Source organism: bacterium, assembly GCA_020444065.1.
Lineage (GTDB): Bacteria > Sumerlaeota > Sumerlaeia > SLMS01 > JAHLLQ01 > JAHLLQ01.
On record JAHLLQ010000007.1, the window covers coordinates 218,103 to 239,736 of the forward strand.

At 61.1% G+C, this 21,634-nt stretch carries 20 protein-coding genes; 6 read left to right on the plus strand and 14 right to left on the minus strand.

The annotated features are described in order from the left end of the window. Positions 1–290: 290 nt before the first annotated feature. Positions 291–1,595: a polysaccharide deacetylase family protein gene (locus KQI84_16665; protein MCB2156510.1), complete on the minus strand. Its 1,305-nt coding sequence runs from the start codon at positions 1,593–1,595 to the stop codon at positions 291–293. Between the two features lie 554 nt (positions 1,596–2,149). On the opposite strand from KQI84_16665, the gene ilvB reads away from it, so the two are divergent. Both ilvB and ilvN read left to right on the plus strand, forming a co-directional pair. Continuing rightward, entirely contained in the window at positions 2,150–3,997 is a 1,848-nt protein-coding gene (gene ilvB / locus KQI84_16670) for a biosynthetic-type acetolactate synthase large subunit (GenBank protein ID MCB2156511.1), read from the plus strand. Between the two features lie 32 nt (positions 3,998–4,029). Beyond that, positions 4,030–4,614, plus strand: a complete 585-nt coding sequence (gene ilvN / locus KQI84_16675) for an acetolactate synthase small subunit (protein ID MCB2156512.1) — start codon at positions 4,030–4,032, stop codon at positions 4,612–4,614. Positions 4,615–4,933: 319 nt separating this feature from the next. Here the strand turns inward: ilvN and KQI84_16680 are convergent, their stop codons facing one another. The 8 genes from KQI84_16680 to KQI84_16715 all read right to left on the minus strand — a co-directional run bounded on the left by KQI84_16680 (position 4,934) and on the right by KQI84_16715 (position 11,575). Further along, complete coding sequence (locus KQI84_16680) at positions 4,934–5,509, minus strand: STAS domain-containing protein (protein ID MCB2156513.1); 576 nt, start codon at positions 5,507–5,509, stop codon at positions 4,934–4,936. Between the two features lie 264 nt (positions 5,510–5,773). Further along, entirely contained in the window at positions 5,774–6,841 is a 1,068-nt protein-coding gene (locus KQI84_16685) for a hypothetical protein (protein MCB2156514.1), read from the minus strand. A 20-nt stretch (positions 6,842–6,861) separates the two neighbouring features. After that, the gene (locus KQI84_16690) at positions 6,862–7,467 is read right to left on the minus strand and encodes a YigZ family protein (protein ID MCB2156515.1); all 606 of its coding nucleotides are present in this window, start codon (positions 7,465–7,467) and stop codon (positions 6,862–6,864) included. Between the two features lie 528 nt (positions 7,468–7,995). Beyond that, on the minus strand, positions 7,996–8,799 hold the full coding sequence (locus KQI84_16695; GenBank protein MCB2156516.1) for a phosphoadenylyl-sulfate reductase: 804 nt from the start codon (positions 8,797–8,799) through the stop codon (positions 7,996–7,998). Positions 8,800–9,206: 407 nt separating this feature from the next. Continuing rightward, a complete protein-coding gene (locus KQI84_16700) occupies positions 9,207–9,452 on the minus strand; it encodes a MoaD/ThiS family protein (protein MCB2156517.1) in 246 nt (81 codons plus the stop codon). Positions 9,453–9,464: 12 nt separating this feature from the next. Further along, on the minus strand, positions 9,465–10,022 hold the full coding sequence (locus KQI84_16705; GenBank protein MCB2156518.1) for a peroxidase-related enzyme: 558 nt from the start codon (positions 10,020–10,022) through the stop codon (positions 9,465–9,467). Then, entirely contained in the window at positions 10,009–10,713 is a 705-nt protein-coding gene (locus KQI84_16710) for a uracil-DNA glycosylase (protein ID MCB2156519.1), read from the minus strand. Before KQI84_16710 ends, KQI84_16705 begins: the two co-directional genes overlap by 14 nt. A 28-nt stretch (positions 10,714–10,741) precedes the next feature. Beyond that, complete coding sequence (locus tag KQI84_16715) at positions 10,742–11,575, minus strand: squalene/phytoene synthase family protein (GenBank protein MCB2156520.1); 834 nt, start codon at positions 11,573–11,575, stop codon at positions 10,742–10,744. 126 nt (positions 11,576–11,701) lie between these two features. Between KQI84_16715 and KQI84_16720 the strand changes: the two genes are divergently transcribed. From KQI84_16720 to KQI84_16735, 4 genes are all read left to right on the plus strand, one after another. Then, a complete protein-coding gene (locus tag KQI84_16720) occupies positions 11,702–12,301 on the plus strand; it encodes a gamma-glutamylcyclotransferase (GenBank protein ID MCB2156521.1) in 600 nt (199 codons plus the stop codon). A 340-nt stretch (positions 12,302–12,641) separates the two neighbouring features. Continuing rightward, on the plus strand, positions 12,642–13,949 hold the full coding sequence (gene hflX, locus KQI84_16725) for a GTPase HflX (protein ID MCB2156522.1): 1,308 nt from the start codon (positions 12,642–12,644) through the stop codon (positions 13,947–13,949). 45 nt (positions 13,950–13,994) lie between these two features. Then, positions 13,995–15,977, plus strand: a complete 1,983-nt coding sequence (locus tag KQI84_16730; GenBank protein MCB2156523.1) for an ABC-F family ATP-binding cassette domain-containing protein — start codon at positions 13,995–13,997, stop codon at positions 15,975–15,977. Positions 15,978–16,071: 94 nt separating this feature from the next. After that, positions 16,072–16,755 carry a type II secretion system protein GspG gene (locus tag KQI84_16735; GenBank protein MCB2156524.1) on the plus strand — a complete coding sequence of 228 codons (684 nt, stop codon included), beginning with the start codon at positions 16,072–16,074 and terminating at the stop codon, positions 16,753–16,755. Here the strand turns inward: KQI84_16735 and KQI84_16740 are convergent. The 5 genes from KQI84_16740 to KQI84_16760 all read right to left on the minus strand — a co-directional run bounded on the left by KQI84_16740 (position 16,742) and on the right by KQI84_16760 (position 21,630). After that, entirely contained in the window at positions 16,742–17,833 is a 1,092-nt protein-coding gene (locus KQI84_16740) for a hypothetical protein (protein MCB2156525.1), read from the minus strand. The two genes, KQI84_16735 and KQI84_16740, sit on opposite strands and share 14 nt — an antisense overlap. 129 nt (positions 17,834–17,962) lie before the next feature. After that, a complete protein-coding gene (locus KQI84_16745) occupies positions 17,963–18,859 on the minus strand; it encodes a hypothetical protein (protein MCB2156526.1) in 897 nt (298 codons plus the stop codon). Further along, the gene (locus KQI84_16750; protein ID MCB2156527.1) at positions 18,860–19,753 is read right to left on the minus strand and encodes a hypothetical protein; all 894 of its coding nucleotides are present in this window, start codon (positions 19,751–19,753) and stop codon (positions 18,860–18,862) included. It lies immediately after the preceding gene. 85 nt (positions 19,754–19,838) lie between these two features. After that, positions 19,839–20,699, minus strand: a complete 861-nt coding sequence (locus tag KQI84_16755) for a hypothetical protein (GenBank protein MCB2156528.1) — start codon at positions 20,697–20,699, stop codon at positions 19,839–19,841. Between the two features lie 85 nt (positions 20,700–20,784). Further along, positions 20,785–21,630 carry a hypothetical protein gene (locus KQI84_16760; GenBank protein MCB2156529.1) on the minus strand — a complete coding sequence of 282 codons (846 nt, stop codon included), beginning with the start codon at positions 21,628–21,630 and terminating at the stop codon, positions 20,785–20,787. Positions 21,631–21,634 lie beyond the last annotated feature (4 nt).

A 21,634-nucleotide genomic window follows, 5' to 3' on the forward strand; every position in this document is an offset into this window, starting at 1 on the left:
AGGTATCCAGGGCTCTCGCCCTGGGCTGGTATTCGGCGGGGCGTTGCCCCTATGGGAAGCGGTAGGTTCGAGTACGAGTACGAGTACGAGTGCGCGGGGGATTGTGCGGACTCGGACGCGATGGTCGAGTATCGGGGGGTGAGGTGACTTGGGCATGCTTGCCCAGGCATCAGCGGTATTGGGCCTCTTGAGAAGGTTATCGACTGAGGACGCACTGTCAGACGTCGGCGAACAGGGAGGCTCTTGGCCAGGGATGGCCAAGTCACCTCAGAGGGGGGCGGTCCAGGAAATTAGGGGGCCAGATTCACCGTGGCGCCGGGGGAGAGTTCGTTGGGTTGGCCGGAGGCGTCGCGGAGCCAGACAGGGATTTCGGCGGCGTTGGTGACTTGCGAGCCGTTGAATTCGAGTTGGCTGAGTGCGTGGATATAATCGGCGGCTTCGATGTAGGTGGGATTCCAGATGTCGGCAGCGTGGCCTTCGAGCAGCGTGCAGAAGTCGTCCATGGAGGACCAACTGTTCGGCGCGCCGTCGGGATGGCCGTCGAGTTCCCAGGCGTGGCCCCAGACGACGAGAAGGCGAAGGCGGCCGTCGTTTGCGTCGATCAGGCGGCGGGCCTGCGGGACGGCGTCGCTCTGGTGCGAGCCCCCAGGCCAGACGAGTGGATCGTAGGGGAGGGCCATCTCCGGATTCGGAGCAACGGTGCGTGCGTACGCGACGCTAAGTTCGTGCAGGACGTCGAGGGTTTCCTGGTCGAGCGCGCCGAATGGATAGGAGAGGCCGCGGATTTCGTAGCCGGCGGCTTCGGTCAGGGCTTCGAGGTCGTCGCCGACTTCGGCTTTGATTTCTTCGCGCGACAGTGTGGTAAGCCACGGATGTGTGACGGTGTGGCCGGAGACTTCGTGGCCGGCGTAGAGGGTTTTGACTTCGTCGTGTCCGATGTAATCATCTTGCACGAGTCGGCTGGAGTTCAGGTGAAACGTGCCGTGCAGGCCGTGTTCGTTGAGTAGCGCGACGAAGCGACGATCCTGTTGCGGGCAGTCGTCCATGCTGATGACGACAGCTTTGCTGCGCCCGTCGGGAAACAGGAATGTCTCGTAGAACTTCGGGTACTTTGCGATCCAGATATCGGGCGCATCGGCAGTGGCTTTGATGAGTCCATCGGGATCGGCGTCGCGGCTGGCTCCGGAACCGAATGAGTACGCGCGATGCTGCACGGTCGTGGGTTCGTTTGCTTCGAGTGAGAAGTTGCCGGAGATGTAACCGTTCTCGTCCTGCAGTTCCTGCTGCCATGTGCCGAGTGTGAACTTGTATTCGATCGATGTGCCGATGGAAACATCGGCAACGTATTGGCGCGTGGTGCCAGTGCCTTTCATTTCTGCGATGGCGGGATCCCACGGGCCCCATTGCGGCAGCGTGCCAGTGATGAAGACGGGATCATCGAGGTCTTCCGGAACGGTGAGTTCGAATGTGATGCGCACGGTGCCGGGCATTGGGGGTTCTCCTTCCAACTCCGCCGCGTGGCTTCCGCATGCGACAACAAACAGCAGCGATGCGATCCAGAGGATGATCCAGAGAGCGGAGCGCTTGCGTTGCATGGCGAGACCTCGCGAGAAGACGTGTGCGGCGGTGTGTTTCCGTCGGAATACGGTCTTCTCGCGATGCGCGGGGAGCAATGCGAAACGCTGGGGCGCGTTGATGCGTCGCGCCTTCAGCGCTTCGCGACGGGGCGTGGGTTCCCCAGGGCTTGCGCCCTGGGCTGGTATACGCGGGGCGTTGCCCCTTTGCGGGGTGGTGCGAGCACGATTACGAGCACGATGACGGGGGGTGTTTGTGTCATTGGGGGTTTGTGCTTGACGGGAATGCCCGCGGGCCGGTTTCGATAGGTCTGCAGTTTGGGAATGAACTCTCGAAGGTTTTCATGATGAAGCAGCGCCTGACGATGACTGAATCTCTTGCCGGCCCGGTTCTTTCGGGTGCGGTGGCGCTGATTAATGTCCTGCTTCTCGTACTGGTACGCCGGCCCTGGGGTGCGGCGACCGTCTGAATGGTCTCCCTACACACTCCAGGGCCGAATAACCGACCGCTGTTCGAGGCGGTCTTTTTTGCGTGAATCGATCACCGAAGGGTTTGAATACATAAGGAGCGAGCAATGACTGCCGAGCATATCGAACAGAAAACGACTTCCTCGCCGATTGGCCAGAAGATGAACGGCGCGGATATGATCATCCAGGTGCTGGCGGACGAGGGCGTCGATACGGTCTTTGGTTACAGCGGCGGCGCGATTCTGCCGACTTACGACGCGGTGTTCCGTCACAACGCGCAGCAGGAGAAGGATCCGAAGAATCAGATTCGTCTGGTTGTTCCGGCAAACGAGCAGGGCGCGGGCTTTATGGCGGCGGGCTATGCGCGATCGACGGGGCGCGTCGGGGTTTTTCTTGTGACGTCGGGTCCGGGCGCGACGAATTGCGTGACGCCGATCCGCGACAGTATGGCGGACTCCGTCCCCGTGGTGATGATCAGTGGCCAGGTTCCGCGCGCGGCAATCGGCAGTGATGCGTTCCAGGAAGCGCCGGTTTTCAATATCATGAGCTCGTGCGCGAAGCATGCGTTCCTGGTGGAGGATCCGGAAGAGCTGGAAGCAACGATTCGCACGGCGTTCGAGATTGCTCGCAGCGGCCGACCGGGTCCGGTGGTGATCGATGTCCCGAAGGATGTGCAGAATTGGATCGGAACGTATAAGGGCGAAGGAACCCTGTCTTTTCGCGGTTACCAGAAGCGCGTCGAGTCGTTGATGAATTCGCGTGTGCCGAAGCGGCGCGCGGAGCAGTTTTTCGAGATGTTGGGCGAGTCGAAGCGTCCGCTGATTTATGCAGGCGGCGGCGTGATCAACAGCGGCTCCGCAGAGACGTTGCGGAAGTTCTCCGAGCATTTCGGCATCCCGGTTGTGACGACGCTGATGGGAATTGGCTCGATGGATACGCAGAGCGACCTGTGCATGAACATGCTCGGAATGCACGGCGCGGCGCACGCGAACTATGCGGTGGAAGATTGCGATTTCCTGATCGCGGTGGGTTCGCGTTTCGATGATCGCGTGGCGGGCAAGGTGAAAGAGTTTGCGCCGTTGGCGAAGAACTTCGCGCACATCGATATCGATGCGGCGGAAATCGGGAAGGTGAAGATCGTCGATTGGTCGCACGTCGGGGATGCAGGGCGTGCGCTGGAGGATCTGATGGACTTCGGCAAGGAGTTCAAGCGCGACTTCTCGCAGTGGGGGGCGTACTGCAAGGAACTGAAGACAAAGTACCCGATGGACTACGATCGGAACAGCAAGTTGATTCAGCCGTATTTTGTGCTGGAAACATTGAACGATCTGACAAAGGGCGATGCGATCGTCGTGACCGGCGTCGGGCAGCATCAGATGTGGGCGGCGCAGTATTGCGCGGTCAGTAAGCCGCGCTCGTTCCTGACGAGCGGCAGCATGGGCACGATGGGATTCGGCTTGCCGGCGGCAATCGGCGCGCAGGCGGCGAATCCGGATCGGCTTGTTGTGGATGTGGATGGCGACGGTAGCTTGCGCATGAACCTGGGCGAGCTGGAAACGGCGACGACGTACGATCTGCCCGTGAAGGTCTTGCTGTTCAACAACCTGGGCGATGGGATGGTGCGTCAGTGGCAGAAGATGTTCTTCGGCGAACGTTTCTCGGGCAGTGACAAGTCGCTGCACGCGAAGGACTTTGTGAAGGCGGCCGAGGCGGATGGCTACAAGTTCGCCGAGCGGCTGACCGACAAGGCGAAGGTGCGCGAGGTTCTTGAGCGGTTCATCACGTTCGAGGGGCCTGCGTTCCTGGAGGTGATGATCGATCCGGACGCCGGCGTGTATCCGATGGTCGGTCCGGGAATGGGCTACAAGCAGATGATCACCGGCGAGCACATCAAGCGCCGCGACCAGGGGCCGATTGAGAAGGTCGATCCCGAGTCGACGCCGGACTTGTTCTAATCCAACAACCGAATCTGAATGGAGCGAATGCTATGAGTAACAATGGAAGCCATACAGAAGGTCAGGAGTTCGTGATTTCGGTGCTGGTGGAGAACCGGTTCGGTGTGTTGGCGCGAATCGCGAGTCTGTTCGCCGCACGAGGTTTCAATATCGAGTCGCTGGCTGTCGGCACGACGCACGATCCGACGGCGAGCCGCATGACATTGGTTGTTCGAGGCGACTCCACGATCATCGAGCAAATTCAAAAGCAACTGAACAAGCTGATCGAAGTCATCAAGGTGCAGAATCTGACAGAGCTCGGCAGCTACATCGATCGCGAACTGGTGCTGATCAAGGTCACGGTTCCGCCGGGACGACGCACGGATGTGATCGAACTGGTGAAGATCTTCAAGGCGAAGCCGATCGACATTACACCGGATACGATGTCGCTGGAAATCACGGGTCATCAGCCGAAGATCGAAACGTTCCTGGAGATGCTGGCGCCGTACGGTCTGCTGGAGGTTGCACGCACGGGTCGCGTTGCGCTGACGCGCGGTCCGGGCGGTTTGCACTCGTCGTTCACGCGCACGTACGCAGCGGGACAGAGCACGAAGCACGCGACGCCGTTGAAGAGCTAGTGGCTAGTGATTAGTGGCGAGTGACGAGTGGCTAGAAAGTAGAATGAGAACTTGGTTCCTGGCTCACGAGGCTTGGGATCAGAGAAGGCGGCCCACCGGCCGCCTTCTTTTCATTTGCATGCGGCCAGGCAGAGAAGTGTTGGGACGTGAACCTCTCTGGATTTTGAATATCTCTGGGGCTTGGGCAAGATGCCCAAGTCACCTCGGTGAAGCAGGATTTTGATGAGGACTGTGGGGGTACGAGGAGAGATTGGGCGCACTCGTACTCAGCGAAGCGGTGCTCGAACTCGTACTCGGTCTTTTGGTCGGGTGAGGGGGCTTACCAGTCTTCTTTGCCGTCTTCGGCGTTCTGGAGGCTTTTTTCGAGATAGTGAATGACGGACTGGAAGCGGAGCTCGTTTTCGTCGTCGACTCGGACGAGGGTTTTGTGGGCCTCGAGGGTGTGGAGGATCTGATCGAGACGGCTGATGGGGCCGGTGTCGGGGGTTTCGAGGTGGTCTTCGGCCTTGGAGATGGCCCGCTCGGCGTGGTCGCCATCGTGGATGGAAAGCAGGTGGGTGAGGCCAAGGGTCTTGAGGAGGCGGCGGACGTGTTCGTTGGCGTTGGCAACGAGGAGTCGGTCGCGGCCGCTCTTGGTCTGGGCGATGCTGATGGAAGCCAGGACCCCCATGAAGGTGGAGTCCATGGTTTCGCACTGGGCGAGGTCGACGAGGAACTTGCCAGGGTGGCCCTGGGCCTGGAGGTGGTCGGCGAATCGCTTGAAGGGGACGCTGTTCAGGAAGGAGCCGCGCCCGATCACGCGGACGACGGCGATATCATCGTTTTCCAGGACCGCGCACCGGATATCCGACTCGGGATTGCGGGGTTGCGTCGAGGAGTTGCTCATCGGCGTCATTCTCTCCGGATTCGCCCGTCCCGCAGGAAGCGCGAGCCGAACACCTCTTGAAACATGCCCATGACGCGTCGTCAAGGCATCCCGGGACAGTTGTCCCAAGACTCCCCCGTCGCGCCGGAGGGAGTCCCAGCGCGCGAGGCCTTCGCTATTCAGAATGCGCGCTTTCCCGCCAAAGTCAAAAGGATTCTCGGGGGCTCGCGCGTCGGCAATCGAGTTCGAGTACGCGTACGAGTGCGAGTACGCGATCCAGACCACGGGGAGTTGTCAGGCCCAGGTCTGGGTGCCCATGACGTCGGCGAGGGAGCGGGCGGTGACGAGCGTCTGGATGATGCGGCCGGCTTCGCGGGGAGAGTGGTTCTGTGCGCGGATGCCGAGGACGTTGGGGGGCAGGTCGCGCGCGGCAATGTCGGAGGCGTTCTTGCCGCGGAGCGACTCGACAGCGTCGATGCCGGGCAGGCCATTGTCCGGGACGAGGTGCTCGGAGTTGGGGAGCGGAAGGGCGGCAAAGGCGGCTTTGCGATGGCCGGACAGGCGCCACCAGTTGGTCCAGTCGAACCGGCCGGCGAAGCCGAGGATTTCGGGGGATCCGGCGGGCGAGGTGCACATGGCGATGGCGATGCGGGCGGCAGGGTTCTCCTGGATGCGGGCTTCCATCATCTCGGCGTCGGCCGCGAGGGCGCCTTCGAGGATGTCGGCGGGTGTGCCACCAACGCAGGCGAGCGGGAACAGGCCGAGGGCGCTGAGCGGCGCAAGGTCGACGGGGATGCCGGGGTCGAGCGTCAGGGACGGGAGCTGGTTGCTGTCGGCGTACTCGCGAAGGGGGCCGCGCTCGCTGTCGCAGATGAGAATCAGATGATCGCGGACGCGGTCATCGCCGAGTTCGCGCCGAATGCGGCTGTCGACGATTGTCAGGGCGGAGAGGGTGCTGTCGGAGACGCGGGCGCCGCCGATGGCGCAGAACAGTGTCTCGCCCAGGGGCGGCATGGCGCCGTGAGAGACGTCGTGGAGCGTGAAGATCGAAAGGGTCATGGCCTCGGCGCCCTTGCCTTTGCCGCGGCGGCCGTTTCGCGGGACTCCGAGCCCGAGCATGGAGGCGGTGAGGGAGGCGGCTGCGGCCGGGGCGGGGTCGCCGATCAGGACAAGGTGTTGAAGGCGGCGGCGGTATTTGCGGGCGAGCTGCTCGGCGGCCACGGGGATGAGGTCGTCCTGCGGCAGGTTGATCGCGGGCAGGTCGACGTCGCGGCGCTCCATCAGTTCGCCCCAGGAGCGTTCAGCGGCGCGCCATTGAGCGGATGATACGGCCTCGGTGTTGTGACCGACGATGAGTTCCATGAGAGACCTTTCGTGTGGGCTCACTCGTCCATCCGCGGCTCGACTTGGCCGCCGGTGGCGTCGCGAACGTGCGTGCAGAACGACTTCAAGCTGGCATCGGGGATGAGCAAACGCAAGGCCACGTCGACGGCAAATTGCTCGTGTTCGACAATGGCGCCGGCATCTTCGGCGATGCGGCGCACGCGATCGTGGTGTGCGTACGGAACGTGGAGTTCGATGGCGGTGCGGGCGATCTTCTCGCGGGTCTCGGCGGCTTCGATGGCCAGGCGGGCGGCGTCGCCGTATGCAGAAACGAGTCCGCCGGTGCCGAGTTTCGTTCCGCCGAAGTAGCGTGTGATGACCAGCACGACGTCGCCCAGGCCGGATCCGCGCAAGACGGCGAGAGCGGGCGGTCCGGAGGTGCCGGAGGGTTCGCCGTCGTCGCTCATGCCTTCGGTAACGCTGTTTCCGTGGCCGATGGCGAAGGCGTACACGTGATGCGTGGCGTCGGGCATTTCTTCACGAATGGAGGCGATGACAGCGCGGGCTTCGTCGACGGATACGGCCGGGCGCAATGTGGCGATGAACCGCGAGTTGGAAACGCGGTGCTCGATGCGAACGGGGCGAGTGAGGATGAGGGCGGCCATGCGCGACGAGGGCTCCGGGGGACGTCGAGCCAGTCGGGCAGGGGGGCGCAGCGTGGGCAACAAGAATGCCCTCACCGGGGTGGGGAGAGATTCTCGTGCTCAGTGAAGCGGTGCTCGTACTCGTTCTCGGTGGCCGACTGTGAGTACGAGCACGGGGATCGGCGGTTTCAGGGATAGGTCGCGCTTTCAGCGCTTGGCGGAGGGCGACGAGAACCCTGGGCTTGCGCCCTGGGCTGGTATTGAGCGGGGCGTTGCCCCTTGGGAACGATCGAGTTCGAGTACGTGTACGAGTGCGAGGAGGATACGCGTGCTCGCTCTCGGCTCATCGCGAACAGGCGGGATTTGGGTGTCCAGGTGTGAGGTGACTTGAGCATCTTGCTCAAGCCCCAGCGACGCAGGCCCAACCGATCAACTGGCCGAGGCCGTTCTATGCCAGCCACCATCTCCCTGACCGCTCTTGGCCAGGGATGGCCAAGTCACCTCGAAAGCAGGAACGAGCACGAATCCATCGGCGGTCCCCAGGCTCGATCAGATCGAGTAGTTGATGGGTTTGTCCTGGGTGTGGATTCCGCACTCGTTCTTCTTGCCTGCCCAGCGGCCGGCGCGTTCGTCTTCGCCTTCGCCGACGGGGCGGGTGCAGGGGGCGCAGCCGATGGATTTGTAGCCCTGGAGGAAGAGATCGTGGACGGGGATCTTGTGTTTGTGGATGTAGTCCCACATGTCCTTCTTTGTCCAGTTGGCAAGCGGGTTGATTTTGACAAGGGGCTCGGTGCGGTTGGCGGGCTGGTAGTATTCGAGGATCTGGGTGCGTTTGCGGATTTCGGTGCCGCCGTCGCGGCGCAGGGAAGTGAAGTATGCGTAGCGGTTCCGCAGGGCTCGCTGGAGGGGTTCGACTTTGTTGATCCAGCAGCAGAGATCGGCGCCGGTGGAGACCTTGCCTTGTGCGGCCTCAGGGAGTGCGAGGCCGTCGACGTCGGGACGTTCGTAGAGGTCGGTGCCGTACTGGCGCTTGAAGCCGGGGCGGCCGCCGCGGGCTTCCCAGTTTTCCACGACCAGGCCGAAGCGATCGGCGATGTCATCGCGCAGGCGCAGGGTCTCCTCGAAGTGATAGTGTGTCTGCAGGAAGACGACAGGCACAGAGTTATCGATGCGGCCGATCATGTGGAGGATGGCGCCGGAGGAAGCTCCGAAGGAGGAGGTGACAACGATGCGCGGGAAGTATGTTTCGATTCCCCAACGGATGATCTCATGGGCCGGGGCCCGCTCGAATTCGGCGTTCAGGCGTTGGATTTCCTGAAGGTCGGGGAACGAGGTCTGTTGGATGGCCACCATGGGGGCTCCTCCTGGTGCATTGGCGTAATTCATACTTCCGCAGTAGGAGTTAGGCAAAAGGGATGCCTTTTCAATGAAAGAATGGGAATATGACGCTGGTGGGAGCGTCATACCGGGTGGCGATGGGCCGGGCCTCCCGCCTTCGCTCTGCGAGCTACGACGGACAAGTTGGGGTCCCAGGGCTGCGCCCCGGGCTGGTATGGGGCGCGCCGTTGGCGATTCGGCTGCGGGGTAGAGAGCGTTGTTTTGGGGTGACTTAGGCGATTTTCCGGCGCGGGCGCTGGCAGGATTGGCGGGGATTACGGGACTTGAGCAAGGATGCTCAAGTCACCCCAAGAGCATGGAGGGAACTTCGAGGTGACTCGGCCATCCTTGGCCGAGAGCAGGCAGGCGGGGCTTCTTGGGCATCACCCTCCGCTGACGGGGGGCATGAGGGCGAGGTGGTCGCCGTTCGTGAGTTCCTGGCTGCGGGGAGCCCACTCTTCGTTGACGGCGGGCATAAGGCTGCCCTGCCAGGGGGCAAGGGCCTCGTGGCGGGCGACGGCAGCCTGAATGGCGGTCGCGACCGTCGCGCCGTCGGGAAGGTCGACGGTTTCGCGGTCGGTGCCGACGGTGGTGCGGAGGAGCTGGAAGTAGAGGATTTCGATCTTCATGGTGCCGCGGGGTCAGTACTCGTACCCGGCCGCCTCCTCGTCGGTCATCTGGACGCCGAGGCCCTGGGCGATGCGGTTGACGAAGTTGAAGTAGCCGACGATGAGGACGATGTCGAGGATCTCGCGGTCGGTGTAGCCGGCGTCGCGGAGGGCTTCGGTGTCGGTCTCGGCCATCTGCTGGGGGAGGTTGGTGAGTTTGACGCCGTAAGCGACGAGGGTGCGCTGTTTGGGCGACAAGCGCGCGTTCCGAAAGTCGATGGCGAGCTGTTCGACGCGTTCGTCGCTCTTCCAGTAGTGCTTGAGGGCTTCGGCGTGGTGGCGTGTGCAGTATCCGCATCCGTTGCGAGCAGAGACGACGGTGGCGAGGAGTTCGGCGTCTTCGCGCGAGAGCGAGCAGTCCGCAAAGAGAATTGCCATGTACAGATCGAGGTGTGCCTGGAGCGCTTCGGGGTTCAGGCTGCCGGCTTTCCAGATGTTGGCGATCTTGCCGCGCTGCTTGTTGATGCGCGTGTAGATTTCAGCCCGCGGCCCTTCGGCGCCGTCGTCATCGATTGTTTCAATCCAGGCCATCGGGGTGCTCCTCGTCGATTTCTTGAAGCCACTGGGTGAATTGCCGGCGGAATTCGTTTGCGCCGCCATTGGCCGGATGGCGGGCGACTCCGGTCTGGATGCCGATCTCGCCGAGCACGCGTTCTGCATTGCGACCGATGGCGAGGACGTTGTCGACGCCGAGCTGAGTCATCAGTTCGCGCAGAACGACTTCGCCATGCGGCAGTTCGCTCTTCGCCGGTGGGCGGTTAGAAAGCAATCCCTTGTTTTTGTGATAGGGGTGCCAGGGATAGGCGTTCCACAGCACAAACTCGCGCGGATCGTGGCCGGAATTCAGGATCGCTCCCCAGACAATGGTGCCGGTCGGTTCGATGAATCCGTTTTTCTTCAGTTCGGGCCGGCTGGTGCGTTGTGGCATGGGGGATGGGAAAATGACGGTCGGCTCGACGGCCTGGTGGCCAAGCAGCATGCGTTCGGAAGTCATGGGGATGCCGCTGAAGTGTCCGCCCTGGTAACCGAGTGCTTCGGCGACGAGGAGATATTTCGCGCGGCCGGCGCGGTGCTGCAGGTACGCGCGCAGATGGGTGCGTCGAATTGCGGCGGTGTCGAAATCGGGAATGTCGTGGTCTGGATCGCAATGCCACCAAGGATTGTAAAGGTCGTCGCGCTCGGGCGAGTCGGCGAGGAGTTCTTCGAAGCGTTTGAGGTTCATGGATTGACTACGTCCCTACTTTTTGTTCTCACGATTTCTTTCCTCCCGTGAAAGCCATTCGTATCGAATCCCAGGTGCCGAGGGCAATGCTGTCCTGGAAGAGATTGTAATCGGCAGCTTCGATGCGATCGAGGAGCGATGTCTGCCAGGCCAGAATCACGCGAACGAAGTGGCGACATCCGTCATCGGGGAATTCATCGAGGGCTTCGTGTGGTTCGGAGAGGAGGCGACGCAGGCGTTCGACCTGGTGTTCGACCAATCGGCGGAAAGCCGGCGTGAAGTCGCGCGTGGCCAGGGTGTTGGGATCGACTTCGAAATCGTGCATGTCGATGACGGGAAACGGGACGCGCCCGTCGTCGAGTGCCGCAGTGATATCGAGCAACATGTCGGAGTAGCGGATGGCTTTGCCGAGGTTCTGTGCGGCGATACGGGCGGGGTCGGAGGTCGCCCCCAGAACGCGTGCGATCATCGCGGCGGGAGTGGCTGCGGATTGATGCAAGGCGGCTTCGAGCTGGTGCCAGTCGGAGAAATCGCGCTGGAGGATGGCCTGGTTGCAACCGTCAATGATCGCGGAGAAGTCGCGCTTGGGAAGTTCGTGTCGGTCGATGACTTCGCGCAGCGGGTGGAGCGCGGGGTCTTTGGGGTGTCCCTCGGCGAATAGATCGGTGAGTTCACGGAGTTGGGCCTGCATGGCGTTGCGGAACTCGATGCCACCGCGGGCGAAGGCGGCCTTCATGCGACCGTCGACGCGGAGGCAGTGGTCGTGGATTTCGGCGGCCTGACGGCGTTTGTCGGCAGGCAGGGCCGTGGAGGCGAGCCGGACGGCCCAGGGCAGCCGGCGTTTGTTCCGCAGAAGGTCCATGGCCGTTTTCCATGCAATTTCTTTGCCCCGGTGGGCGAGGATGTTCTGGCCAGTCGGGGTGATTCAACGGTTGCCAGCGAGGGCGGTTTGTCTACCATCGCGGGCACTTCCATCGGGGCAGCCGCGATGTCGACGAGGCACTTCATTATCGGATACGGGAGCTTGATCAATCCGCACAGTCGTGCGGTGACGGCGGGCTCCGGAGTGGCTGTGCCCGTTGAGGTGCGGGGATTCGAGCGGGGTTGGACGATCGCGGTGCGCGGGATGTGTGTGCTGGGGGCGGAGCCGGCTGCGGGGGCCTCGCTAAATGCCGTGGCGGTGGAGGTGGATGATCAGCAGTTGGCCGCTTTCGATCGGCGTGAGGGGGAGGGTGCTCTGTATCGACGCGTTGCGGTTCCCGCCGAAGATGTCGCGGTGGGGGAGGAATTGCGGGGGAATGGTGCGAAGTTCTGGCTCTATACCGTGATTGCGCGGGATGTGCGGCCGACGGCGCATGCGCCGATCGTGCAGTCCTATGTGGACACGGTGTTGGCGGGCTGCCTGAGGTACGGGGAGGAGTATGCGCGGCGGTTTGTGGAGTCGACGCGGCATTGGGAGCACGCGTGGGTGGATGATCGGGCGGAGCCGCGGTATGCGCGGCGCGGAAAGGCGGCGCTGGAGGCGGAGGAATTGGCGGCGATTGACGAGGTGTTGGCGGGTGTGCGCGGGCACCGGGTTGTGGGGTAGGAGAGCGGGGATTTGCCTGGCTGTGGTTCTTGGGGGAGCTCTTGGGCAAGGATGCCCAAGTCACCTCGAGTGGTTTGTGAGGTAGATTGAGCATCTTTGCTCAAGCCCCGGGGGTGTTGGGGGCTCCGTCGGGTTCTGGGCGGTGGTTTTTGGGTGGGCTTCCGCCTTCGTTCTGCGAGCTACGGCGGACAAGCCGGCCTGGCAACTGCCCCAGTCACCTCGAGTGGGCGATTGCGAGCACGAGCACGGATTGGAGGGGGTGCACTCTCCACTAGCATTTGGGTGGGTGGGGCAATTAGGGTGCTCGGGAAGTTGAACGGGGCCGGGATGCGGCTCGCAGATGAAGAAGGAAGACCTCTTGAACGAAGAAATTCTGGCCGAACGCGGCTATTACGAAAAAGCCTATCTTGTGGGCATCCGATTTGCCGGGATGTCGCGCGAAGAAACCGAAGAACATCTGGATGAGTTGGAGAGTCTGACCGGGACGCTCGGCGCGGAGGTTGCCGGGCGCGAGTTGGTTTCTCTGGCGAAGCCCTCGTCGCGTTATCTGGTGGGCGATGGAACGGCGGATCGAATCGCGACGCTGTGTGAGGAGTTGGAGGTCGATGTTCTGATCTTCGACGACGATCTGACGCCGGCGCAGCAACGTCTTTGGGAAAAGAAGACGAGCATCGCGGTGATCGATCGGCGAAAGGTGATTCTCGATATCTTTGCGGCGCGGGCGCAGACGAAAGAAGCGCAGTTGCAGATTGAACTGGCGCGGCTGCAGTACATGCTGCCGCGGCTGAAGCGCGCGTGGACGCACTTGGAGCGTCAGCGCGGTGGCGGCGGGTTCATCGGCGGCGCGGGTGAAGCGCAGATCGAGGTAGACCGTCGACTGGTCCGCGATCGGATTGCGTCGGTGCGGCGGGAACTGGCGTCGGTGCGCAAACATCGCGACGTCATGCGGGCTCGGCGCGAGCGCAAGCCGGTGCCGACGGCGGCGCTGGTCGGGTACACGAACTCGGGCAAGTCGTCGCTGCTGAATACGCTGACGGAAGCGCATGTGCTGGAAGAGAACAAGCTGTTCGCGACGTTGGATGCGACGACGCGGCGGATCGAGTTGCCGAACAACCAGGAGATGTTGCTGACCGATACGGTTGGGTTTATTCGGAAGCTGCCGCACAGTTTGATCGAGGCGTTCCGGTCGACGTTGGAGGAAGCGACGGCAGCGGATTTTCTGCTGCATGTCGTGGATGCCAGTCACACGCAGGCGTTGGAGCATGTTGAGGTCACGCAGCAGGTGTTGGAGGAGTTGGGCGCGTCGGATCGGCCGATGATTCTTGTGTTGAACAAGGCGGATCTGGTGGAGGATCGCGAGCTGTTTGCCCGTTTTGAAAACTTGGGCGTGGAGACGGTGATTACATCGACGTTGACGCGGCGCGGTATCGATGAGCTGTGCAATCGCATCGCGAGTCTGCTGAACGATAAGCTGGCGGATCTGCACCTGCGCATTCCGGCGTCGCGGTTCGATATCGTTTCGGCGCTGCATCGCGATGGCGAAGTGCTCGAAGAGAAGTACGGCGAGGACAACGACGTGCTGATGCACGTCTTGTATCCGCGGCGATTCGCGTCGAAGGTGGAGCAGTGGGTTGTGGTGCAGCGCTAGCTGCAATCATTGATTGGCTTTTTTCTTATGTTTGATGTTCAAAATGTGAATTTGCACTTTGGCGCGCGGCATGTGCTGCGCGATGCGACGTTTAAGGTCGATGACGGGGAGCGGGCGGCGATCATTGGGCCGAATGGCGCCGGGAAGTCGACGCTGCTGAAGATCATCGCCGGGTTGCTGTCGCCGGAAACGGGCAGCGTTGCGACTCCGAAGAATACCGACATTGGTTATCTGCCTCAGGAAGTCGTGATCGAATCGCCGATGACGGTGGAGGAAGAATGCCGGACGGTGTTCAAGGAAGTGCTCGAGCATGAGCAGGAGATGCGCGAGATCGAGCACAAGATGGCAGACGAAACGGATCACGAGTCGGACGGGTTTCTTCGGCTGGCGGACAGGTATGATTTCCTTCTGCACGAAACGATGCGGCGCGACATCTATACGATGGACGCGACGATCGGCAAGGTGATGGGAGGGCTGGGGTTCAAGCCATCGGATTTGAAGCGGCCTTGCAGCGAGTTCTCCGGCGGCTGGCAGATGCGCATTGCGCTGGGGAAGATTCTTCTCAGCAATCCGGACATTCTGTTGCTCGACGAGCCGACGAACCACCTCGACATCGAGACGATCGAGTGGCTGTCGAGTTGGCTGCAGAATCATGAAGGTTCGATTCTGATGGTCAGTCACGAGCGCGCGTTCATGGATCGCCTGGTGAACAAGGTGATCGAGATCGATCGTGCGAATGTGATCGTGTATCGCGGCAATTACACGGAGTCGCTGGAGAAGCGTCACGAGCGGCGCGAGCAGCAGCGGCGCGCTTACGAGAATCAGCAGATCGAGCTCGCACAGGTTCAGAAGTTCATCGATCGGTTCCGTTACCAGGCGAGCAAGGCCGCCCTCGTCCAGTCGCGCGTCAAGCAACTGGAGCGGATGGAGATTGTCGAGAAGCCGACGGAGGACCAGGGGACAATTCACTTCAATTTTCCGTCGGCGCCGCGTTCCGGCAAGGAAGTTTTGAAGGGCGAGGGAGTCGCGCGACGGTTCGGCGAGAAGGAAGTTTTCCGCAACGCGGATCTGACGGTCTATCGCGGCGAGAAGGTTGCGCTGGTCGGTGTGAACGGCGCGGGCAAGTCGACGATGATGAAGATCCTGGCGGAGAAGCTGGAGCCCAGCGACGGCAAGGTGACCGTCGGGCCGAGCGTGGAGATGTCGTACTTCGCACAGTATGAGTACGAGGATCTGCATCCAGCGAACACGGTGCTGGGCGAGTTTCTTTCGAGCGCGCCGCTGGCGGTTTCGGACAAGGCACGCAGCATTTTGGGCGCGTTCCTGTTCACGGGCGACGACGTGGAGAAGAAGGTGGCGGTGCTCTCCGGCGGAGAGAAGACGCGCCTGCGCCTTGCGAAGATGTTGTGCGGTTCATCGAATGTGTTGCTGATGGACGAGCCGACGAACCACTTGGACATCGGCAGCCGCCTGACGCTGGAGTACGCGCTGCGGCAGTTCGACGGCGCGGTGGTGCTCGTTTCGCACGACCGGTATTTCCTCGATAACGTTGTGACGCGCGTGATCGAGATCGAGGAAGGGCACGTGCGGTCGTACCCGGGGAATTACGAAGATTACCTGATGTTGAAGGGCCGGCAGGAGGAGGCGCTGGCCGCGCGGGCTTCGGCTGCCGCGGTGGCCGAGGAGGAGCCGGAATCGAAGAACGAGGGCAAGCCGGCGCGGGTGTTGGATCGCGAGGAGCGCAAGCGGCTGCAGGCGGAGCGCAACCGCCTGTCGAAGGAGTTGGGACGGCGGCAGAAGTCGCTGCAGCAGTTAGAGGATCGTGTCCAGGATCTGGATGCGGCCTGTCGCGAGGTGGAAAACCAGATGGCGGATCCGACCAATGGGTCGGACGCGGAGAAGCTGGCGGCGCTGAACGAGCAGTTGGAGGAGTTGCGCGAGCGGCTGACCGCGACCGAGGAGGAGTGGACGGGAGCGCAGATTTCTGTCGAGGAAATGGAGGCGGAATTGGAGGAAATCGACGGCTGAGTCTTCGGACCGCAACTTGCAACATCCGGCGCCAATGACTTCTCAGATGGCATTCCCCCGGGATTCGGTGCTGGATATGCAGAAAGCGCTTCGTATGACGACTCGTCGAGGATTTACACTCATTGAACTGCTGATCGTTGTGGCGATCATTGCAATCCTGGCCGCGATCGCGGTTCCCAACTTCCTCGAAGCCCAGACACGCAGCAAGGTTTCGCGCGCCAAGGCGGACTTGCGGACGCTGGCGACGGGGCTCGAATCCTATCGTGTCGATAACAACAACTACCCCTATTGCGAGAATATCGGGAACACGCCGTGGCTGCCGCCGGGGGGAACTCCGCGGTCCAGCACGACGGAGAAGCCCGGCGGCCTGACGTCGCCGATCGCGTATCTGACCTCGCTGCCGAACGACGTTTTCAAGCACCAGATCGATGGCGGTCCGTCGGTGTCGGCACCGTTGTATTACGAGCGCCCCGGGTTCGGTTACGTCGCAGGCAACAACAACCACCAGACGCTGCCCGTGTGGGTTCCGTGGGAGCTGTGGGAGTTCCCGGGGCCGTTGCTGGACGATTCGCCGGATTACTACACCATGGACGTGAGCCGGACGCCGACGCGCTGGGTGCTGTACAGCTTCGGCCCGGATCTCGATGACGATGTCGTCGTCAATGGGACTGTCGTGACGCGGTCGCGTTGGAATGTGAACAACCTTTACGATCCCACCAACGGTACGATTACGCCGGGCAACATCGTGCGTTTCCCGGGTGGCATCAATTATCCCTAAGCTTTGCCGCAGAACGAACGGCCAGTTCCCACCCGCCGATGCCATCGGGCAGAAGTTCGGCATAGGTAAGTGGCTGCGTCATGACGACGGGGCTGTTGTCTTCGATCAAAGCAAACGGTCTCCACGTGCCTGGGTTGAAACGTTCGATATTGCCGCGGGATTGCGCACGCATTGCCTGGTGCGTGTGGCCGCTGGCGAAGAAGCGACAGTTCGCGGGCAGCGGCCCGGTGGTTCCTTCGGGGCGCGGCGCCAGGGCGCGGTCGATGCCACGGTTCATTGCGGCGAGTTCGCGACGCGCGAGAGCCTGCCAGTCGGCCTCGCGGCGGCGCTTCTTCCAGGGATGCAGAAGTCGGGCGAGCAACGACGTGTGACGTACGGCGGGCGCAAGCGCGCGGAAGGCCTCGTCCAGTAGATCCGGATCCAGAACAGATTGTGCGATGCGAATGACGTCGGCGACGCCGGCGCCTTTGTCGATCCAGGGCACGATGTGCTCGACGCGATTGACGAGGCGGCGAACGACTTCGCGTCCGATGCACGACGCATCCGGATTATCGAGTCGCCGGATGCGATTGTGCGGATCCCAGCGATGGCCGTGTTCGGCGTAGAGGCCAATGGCTTCGTCGGCGAAGTAGTGCGTGGGCTTGCCGCCGATCCGACGATTGAGGCTCGGAAGAATCTCCGACAACAAGTTCCAGGCGTCCGGGTGCACGATGGGCTGGTCGTGGTTGCCGACGACGAGGTGGATTTCGCCACCGGTGCGGATCCATTCGCGCATGCCGACCACCCAGTCGGTGTGGAAGGTGAGGATGCGCTCGAGGGCATCGCGCGGCGATTCGCGCGGTTCCTGGACTTGCCAGAGATCGAATGTGTCGCCGAGCAGAAGCAGCGTCGGGACGAGTCCGGCGGCGCCGGCGTGGGCCATCTTGAGTCGCAGGAATTCGGCAAAGAGGCGGTCGAGCCGCGCCGTGGCGGCGGCACGCGCGCGGAGCTTTGGGCCTTGGGGGCGATCGCCCCAGAGCAGGAAGTCTTCGCGTTCGTCGCCGCACCCAAGGTGAAGATCCGAAACAATCAGCAGCATGGTGTGGTTTCCTCAGTGGTGAAGTCGCGCCGCAGTGGGCACGTTCACGGTGGGGGGAAACGAAACGGAAGTCCGCTGCCGGGAGTTTGCATTTTCGTTGTGTTTATGTTGCGGGGCTGCCGGCGAGACCTAATCCAGCACATCGCGAGCATATGGAAACTCGTACTCCCAATCGATGCGGGCGTGGAAGAACGCTGCTCCCATTATCAAGACCGTGAGCCCAGATCCCAGGAGTCTGGAACCCGTAGACGATAGTCCGAAGATCCCCAGAATTCCCTCTGTGTTGAGTCCCTGCAAACTTACGACAGGCAGCATCCAGATCGCAAAGCCTCCCAACAGAAACAGCCATAGCGCAACGCTCAATACCCCAACGGGACCGGGACCTTTTTGATCAAAGCCAATCCCCGTGGGTCTTTCCTTTTGAGACAGATTGCCGAATGCGCGAACAACGAACGTACATAGATAGAGGGCATAAACGGCCATATAGGCGAGGTGGTGAAGCAAGGTGATCGCCATTCGTACGGCAACTTCTGGGGCAGAGGAACTTTCTACGATTGCCCTGTAACAAACAATCAATGGTCCGAAGAGCAAGCCTGGAAGGAAGAGTAGAGATGCCATCAGCATCAGTGGAATAGCCACGCCAAGGATATCTTCATCGGCGCTGAGGGGCGTCGCCAGGATTTGAGATTCGCTTCCATAGAAGTTCTCGCGGGCCCATGCCGTGTAACGAAATGGAAGGTAAATGAAAACGGCAAGAGTCGTGATTCCCAGGAGAAACAGGAATCCAAGGGTACCGCCCAAACCGATTCCGGTTTCGATAATATCGAAGAACCAGATCGAAGTAACAGCGCAAATCGTGCAATAGATGGTCCCGTAGAGCATCAAACTAAGGGCCACGGGGCGGACCCTGCGCCAAAGGTAAAGGCAAAGCGGATTCTCTCTCCAGTTGCGATGGATCTCGTGTATGAAGCTGATCGGCCAAACGAGAGGGAAGCGCCCCTTTGGGATCGGTGTTTCGGGGTTCATCTATCCCTCCTCCCGCGGGCCGAATGTGTGGTTTGCGACGATGGGGAAATCGCGGCGCCAGAAGTAGCGGGCGATGTAGAAGTATATCAGTGCCATCAAGAGCGAGATCATCGAGAAAGCGAGGGAGTAGATGGCGTCGGTGCTTCCGGGGCGGAGGATGTTGAATAGCCAAATCGTAGCGTACTGAGCGGCGGTCTGGATTGCGCCGGCCGGAATCAGGAATGCAAGGCATGGCAGCACGAGGCCCTTCCAGTTGCGGCCGGTTCCGGCAAACCGATGAAATGTCAGGTAGCGGACTGCGATTGCTGCGAAGACGAACATGTGACCCAACAAGGGGATCATCTGGACAACGAGATAGAAGAGAAACTGTCTCGCCCGTGCCTCCCATGTCATGGCGGGGGTTGGAGGCGGAGCATTGACCATGAAATGTGCCCAGAATGCGATTCCAACGCTGTCGTAGATCAAAGTGGCCAGGATGACTGGAAGAAGGAAGGCGAAGAGGATCTGGCCGGGAGTGAATCGACAAAGACGAAGCGAAACGTCGCGGCCCAGGCTGTTTCTCCAGACAACGAGAATGGCGGCCATCGGCAGCACCAGGAACTGGAGTCCCGAGTTGAGAAGGCTGGAAAGAATCGAGGAGATCGTGAGCCATGCCGGGAGCGGACCTCCGAGCGGGCGATTCTTCATCCAGTAGCTTACGGCTGCTCCTTGGGTAGCCCAGATCCCATATGTCGCAAGCGCGAATGCTACCGGGAGCAAGAAGTACAATTTTATGCGACGAAGGATGAGGCGCGCGAGGGGGTCATTGCGAGTTTCCCACAGAGCCTGGAAGAAGGCGATGGGGCCGATGTCGGGAAAGCGCTCGACGTGTGAGGAGGTTGTTTCTGTGGTCATGATGTGGCGTATTCCTCGGAAGTGCCATGAGAGCGTTTCGCGCTGAGGCGCAAAGACGCAGAGGGAGTGTGGTGGCGGTGGGACATCAGGCGGCTTCCTGCGCGGCGAAGGTGTGGGTGGTGAGAATTCGGAAGTCGCGTTTCCAGAAGTAGCGAGCGGCTGCGTAGTTGGCGAGCGTGAGGTAGACGTAGAGGATCGTGTCGGGGATTTCAGGCGGCAGCGGTGAGCGGTACATGTATGGCTCGGCGTACTTGAATCCCATTCCGATCACGAAGAATACGATAATGGGCACGGAAAGCTCGAACAGGTAATGTCCTCTGCCGGTTGCGGTGAGTCGGCGCATGGTCAGCGCGCGAACGGCGAATGCGCTCGCAGCGAACCCGAGTCCGGCGACGTAGATCGTGTCGATGACGCCCTTGAAGAGAAATCTCCGAATGTGATTGGCCATCGTTGCATCGTAGGCGTGATATCGACGGATCTCATCGACGTTTAAGACGATCAGTATTGCCAGCCAGAACAGATAGAAGAGCACGATCGGCAGGATAAAGTTGAACGTGTAGCGGGACGGGGAAAAGGGAAGGGCTCGGAGGGATTCGTCGCGCTTGATGGTTTTTCGCCACGCCAGGAATGGAAGAAGGATCGGAATGATGTATTGGAGTAGAATGTCCCGGGAGGTGGTGCAGTAGAGTGCCGTGTAGAGCACGAAAGATGGGGCTCTCCTGATTCCGCCTGGCGAGAGGAGGTCCCAGCCGCAGAGTGCGTAGATCTGGACAAGATAGGTAAGTGCAAGTAGAAAAAGGATCAGGAGGATTCCGTAGATTCGGAGTCTCTTGATGATGAGGCGCGCAAGGGGATCGTCGCGGGTTTCCCACAAGGCCCGGAAGAAGGCGATGGGTCCGATGTTGGGGAATCGTTCGACGTGTGAGGAGGTTGTTTCTGTGGTCATGATGTAGCGCATTCCATCGGAGTGTTCGAGGAGAGTTTCGCGCAGAGGCGCAAAGACGCAGAGGGGGCGCATGGGCGGCGGGACATCAGGCGGCCTCCCGGGCGGCGAAGGTGTGGAACTCAAGGATCTCGAAATCGCGGCACCAGAAGAGATACGAAATGGAATAAAGCAACAGCGCCTGAGCGATCGTGTGGACAATCCCATAAACCGAGAGCGGACCGCGGGGTAGAATGGTCATCAGGAGACTGATGAGAAGCTCGAAGATAACGACCACCAGGATGAGAACGATGAGCATCTTGACGATGGAGAACCAGCCTCGTCCTTCCGTCGATCCGGCGAATCGGCGCAGACTGAGTACGCGGAGAATAAAGGCGCTGATGATTGCGATTACTCCGATCAATCCGACGACTTGCTCAAACAGCGTCATCAGCAGGCTGGCGAGTCCATCTGCCTCTCGGGCAAACGAATCCAACTGGGCGAAGAGGGCGCTGAGCATGCCGATTGCACTCAGGATGACGATTGATGCGGCTGCAGGTGCGAGAAAGGCATAGACGTATTCCGAAGGAGTCTGCGGGACGAGGCGCAGTGTGATGTCGGCACCGAGTGTCCGCTTCCAGGCTGCAATGGGATAGATGATCGGAATCAACACACAGTAGATGAGAATGCTGAGTGCGGAAACCGTGTAGGCCAGGAGGATCACCAGGCGGGGGAATCCCCCCGGGCCGAATGGGACATTTCTGATGGATCGGACGATCAAGTACAACCCAAGCATCAGCAAGAAATAGAACACGAAGAGAATGACGGCGTGAATCCGCAATCGTCGGACAATCAGCCAGGTCAGGGGGGAGCGGCGTGCTTGCCATAAGCCGAGAAAAAAGGCGATCGGATTGACGTAGGGGAATTGTTCGATGGCACGGGGCTTTGTTGTCATGATG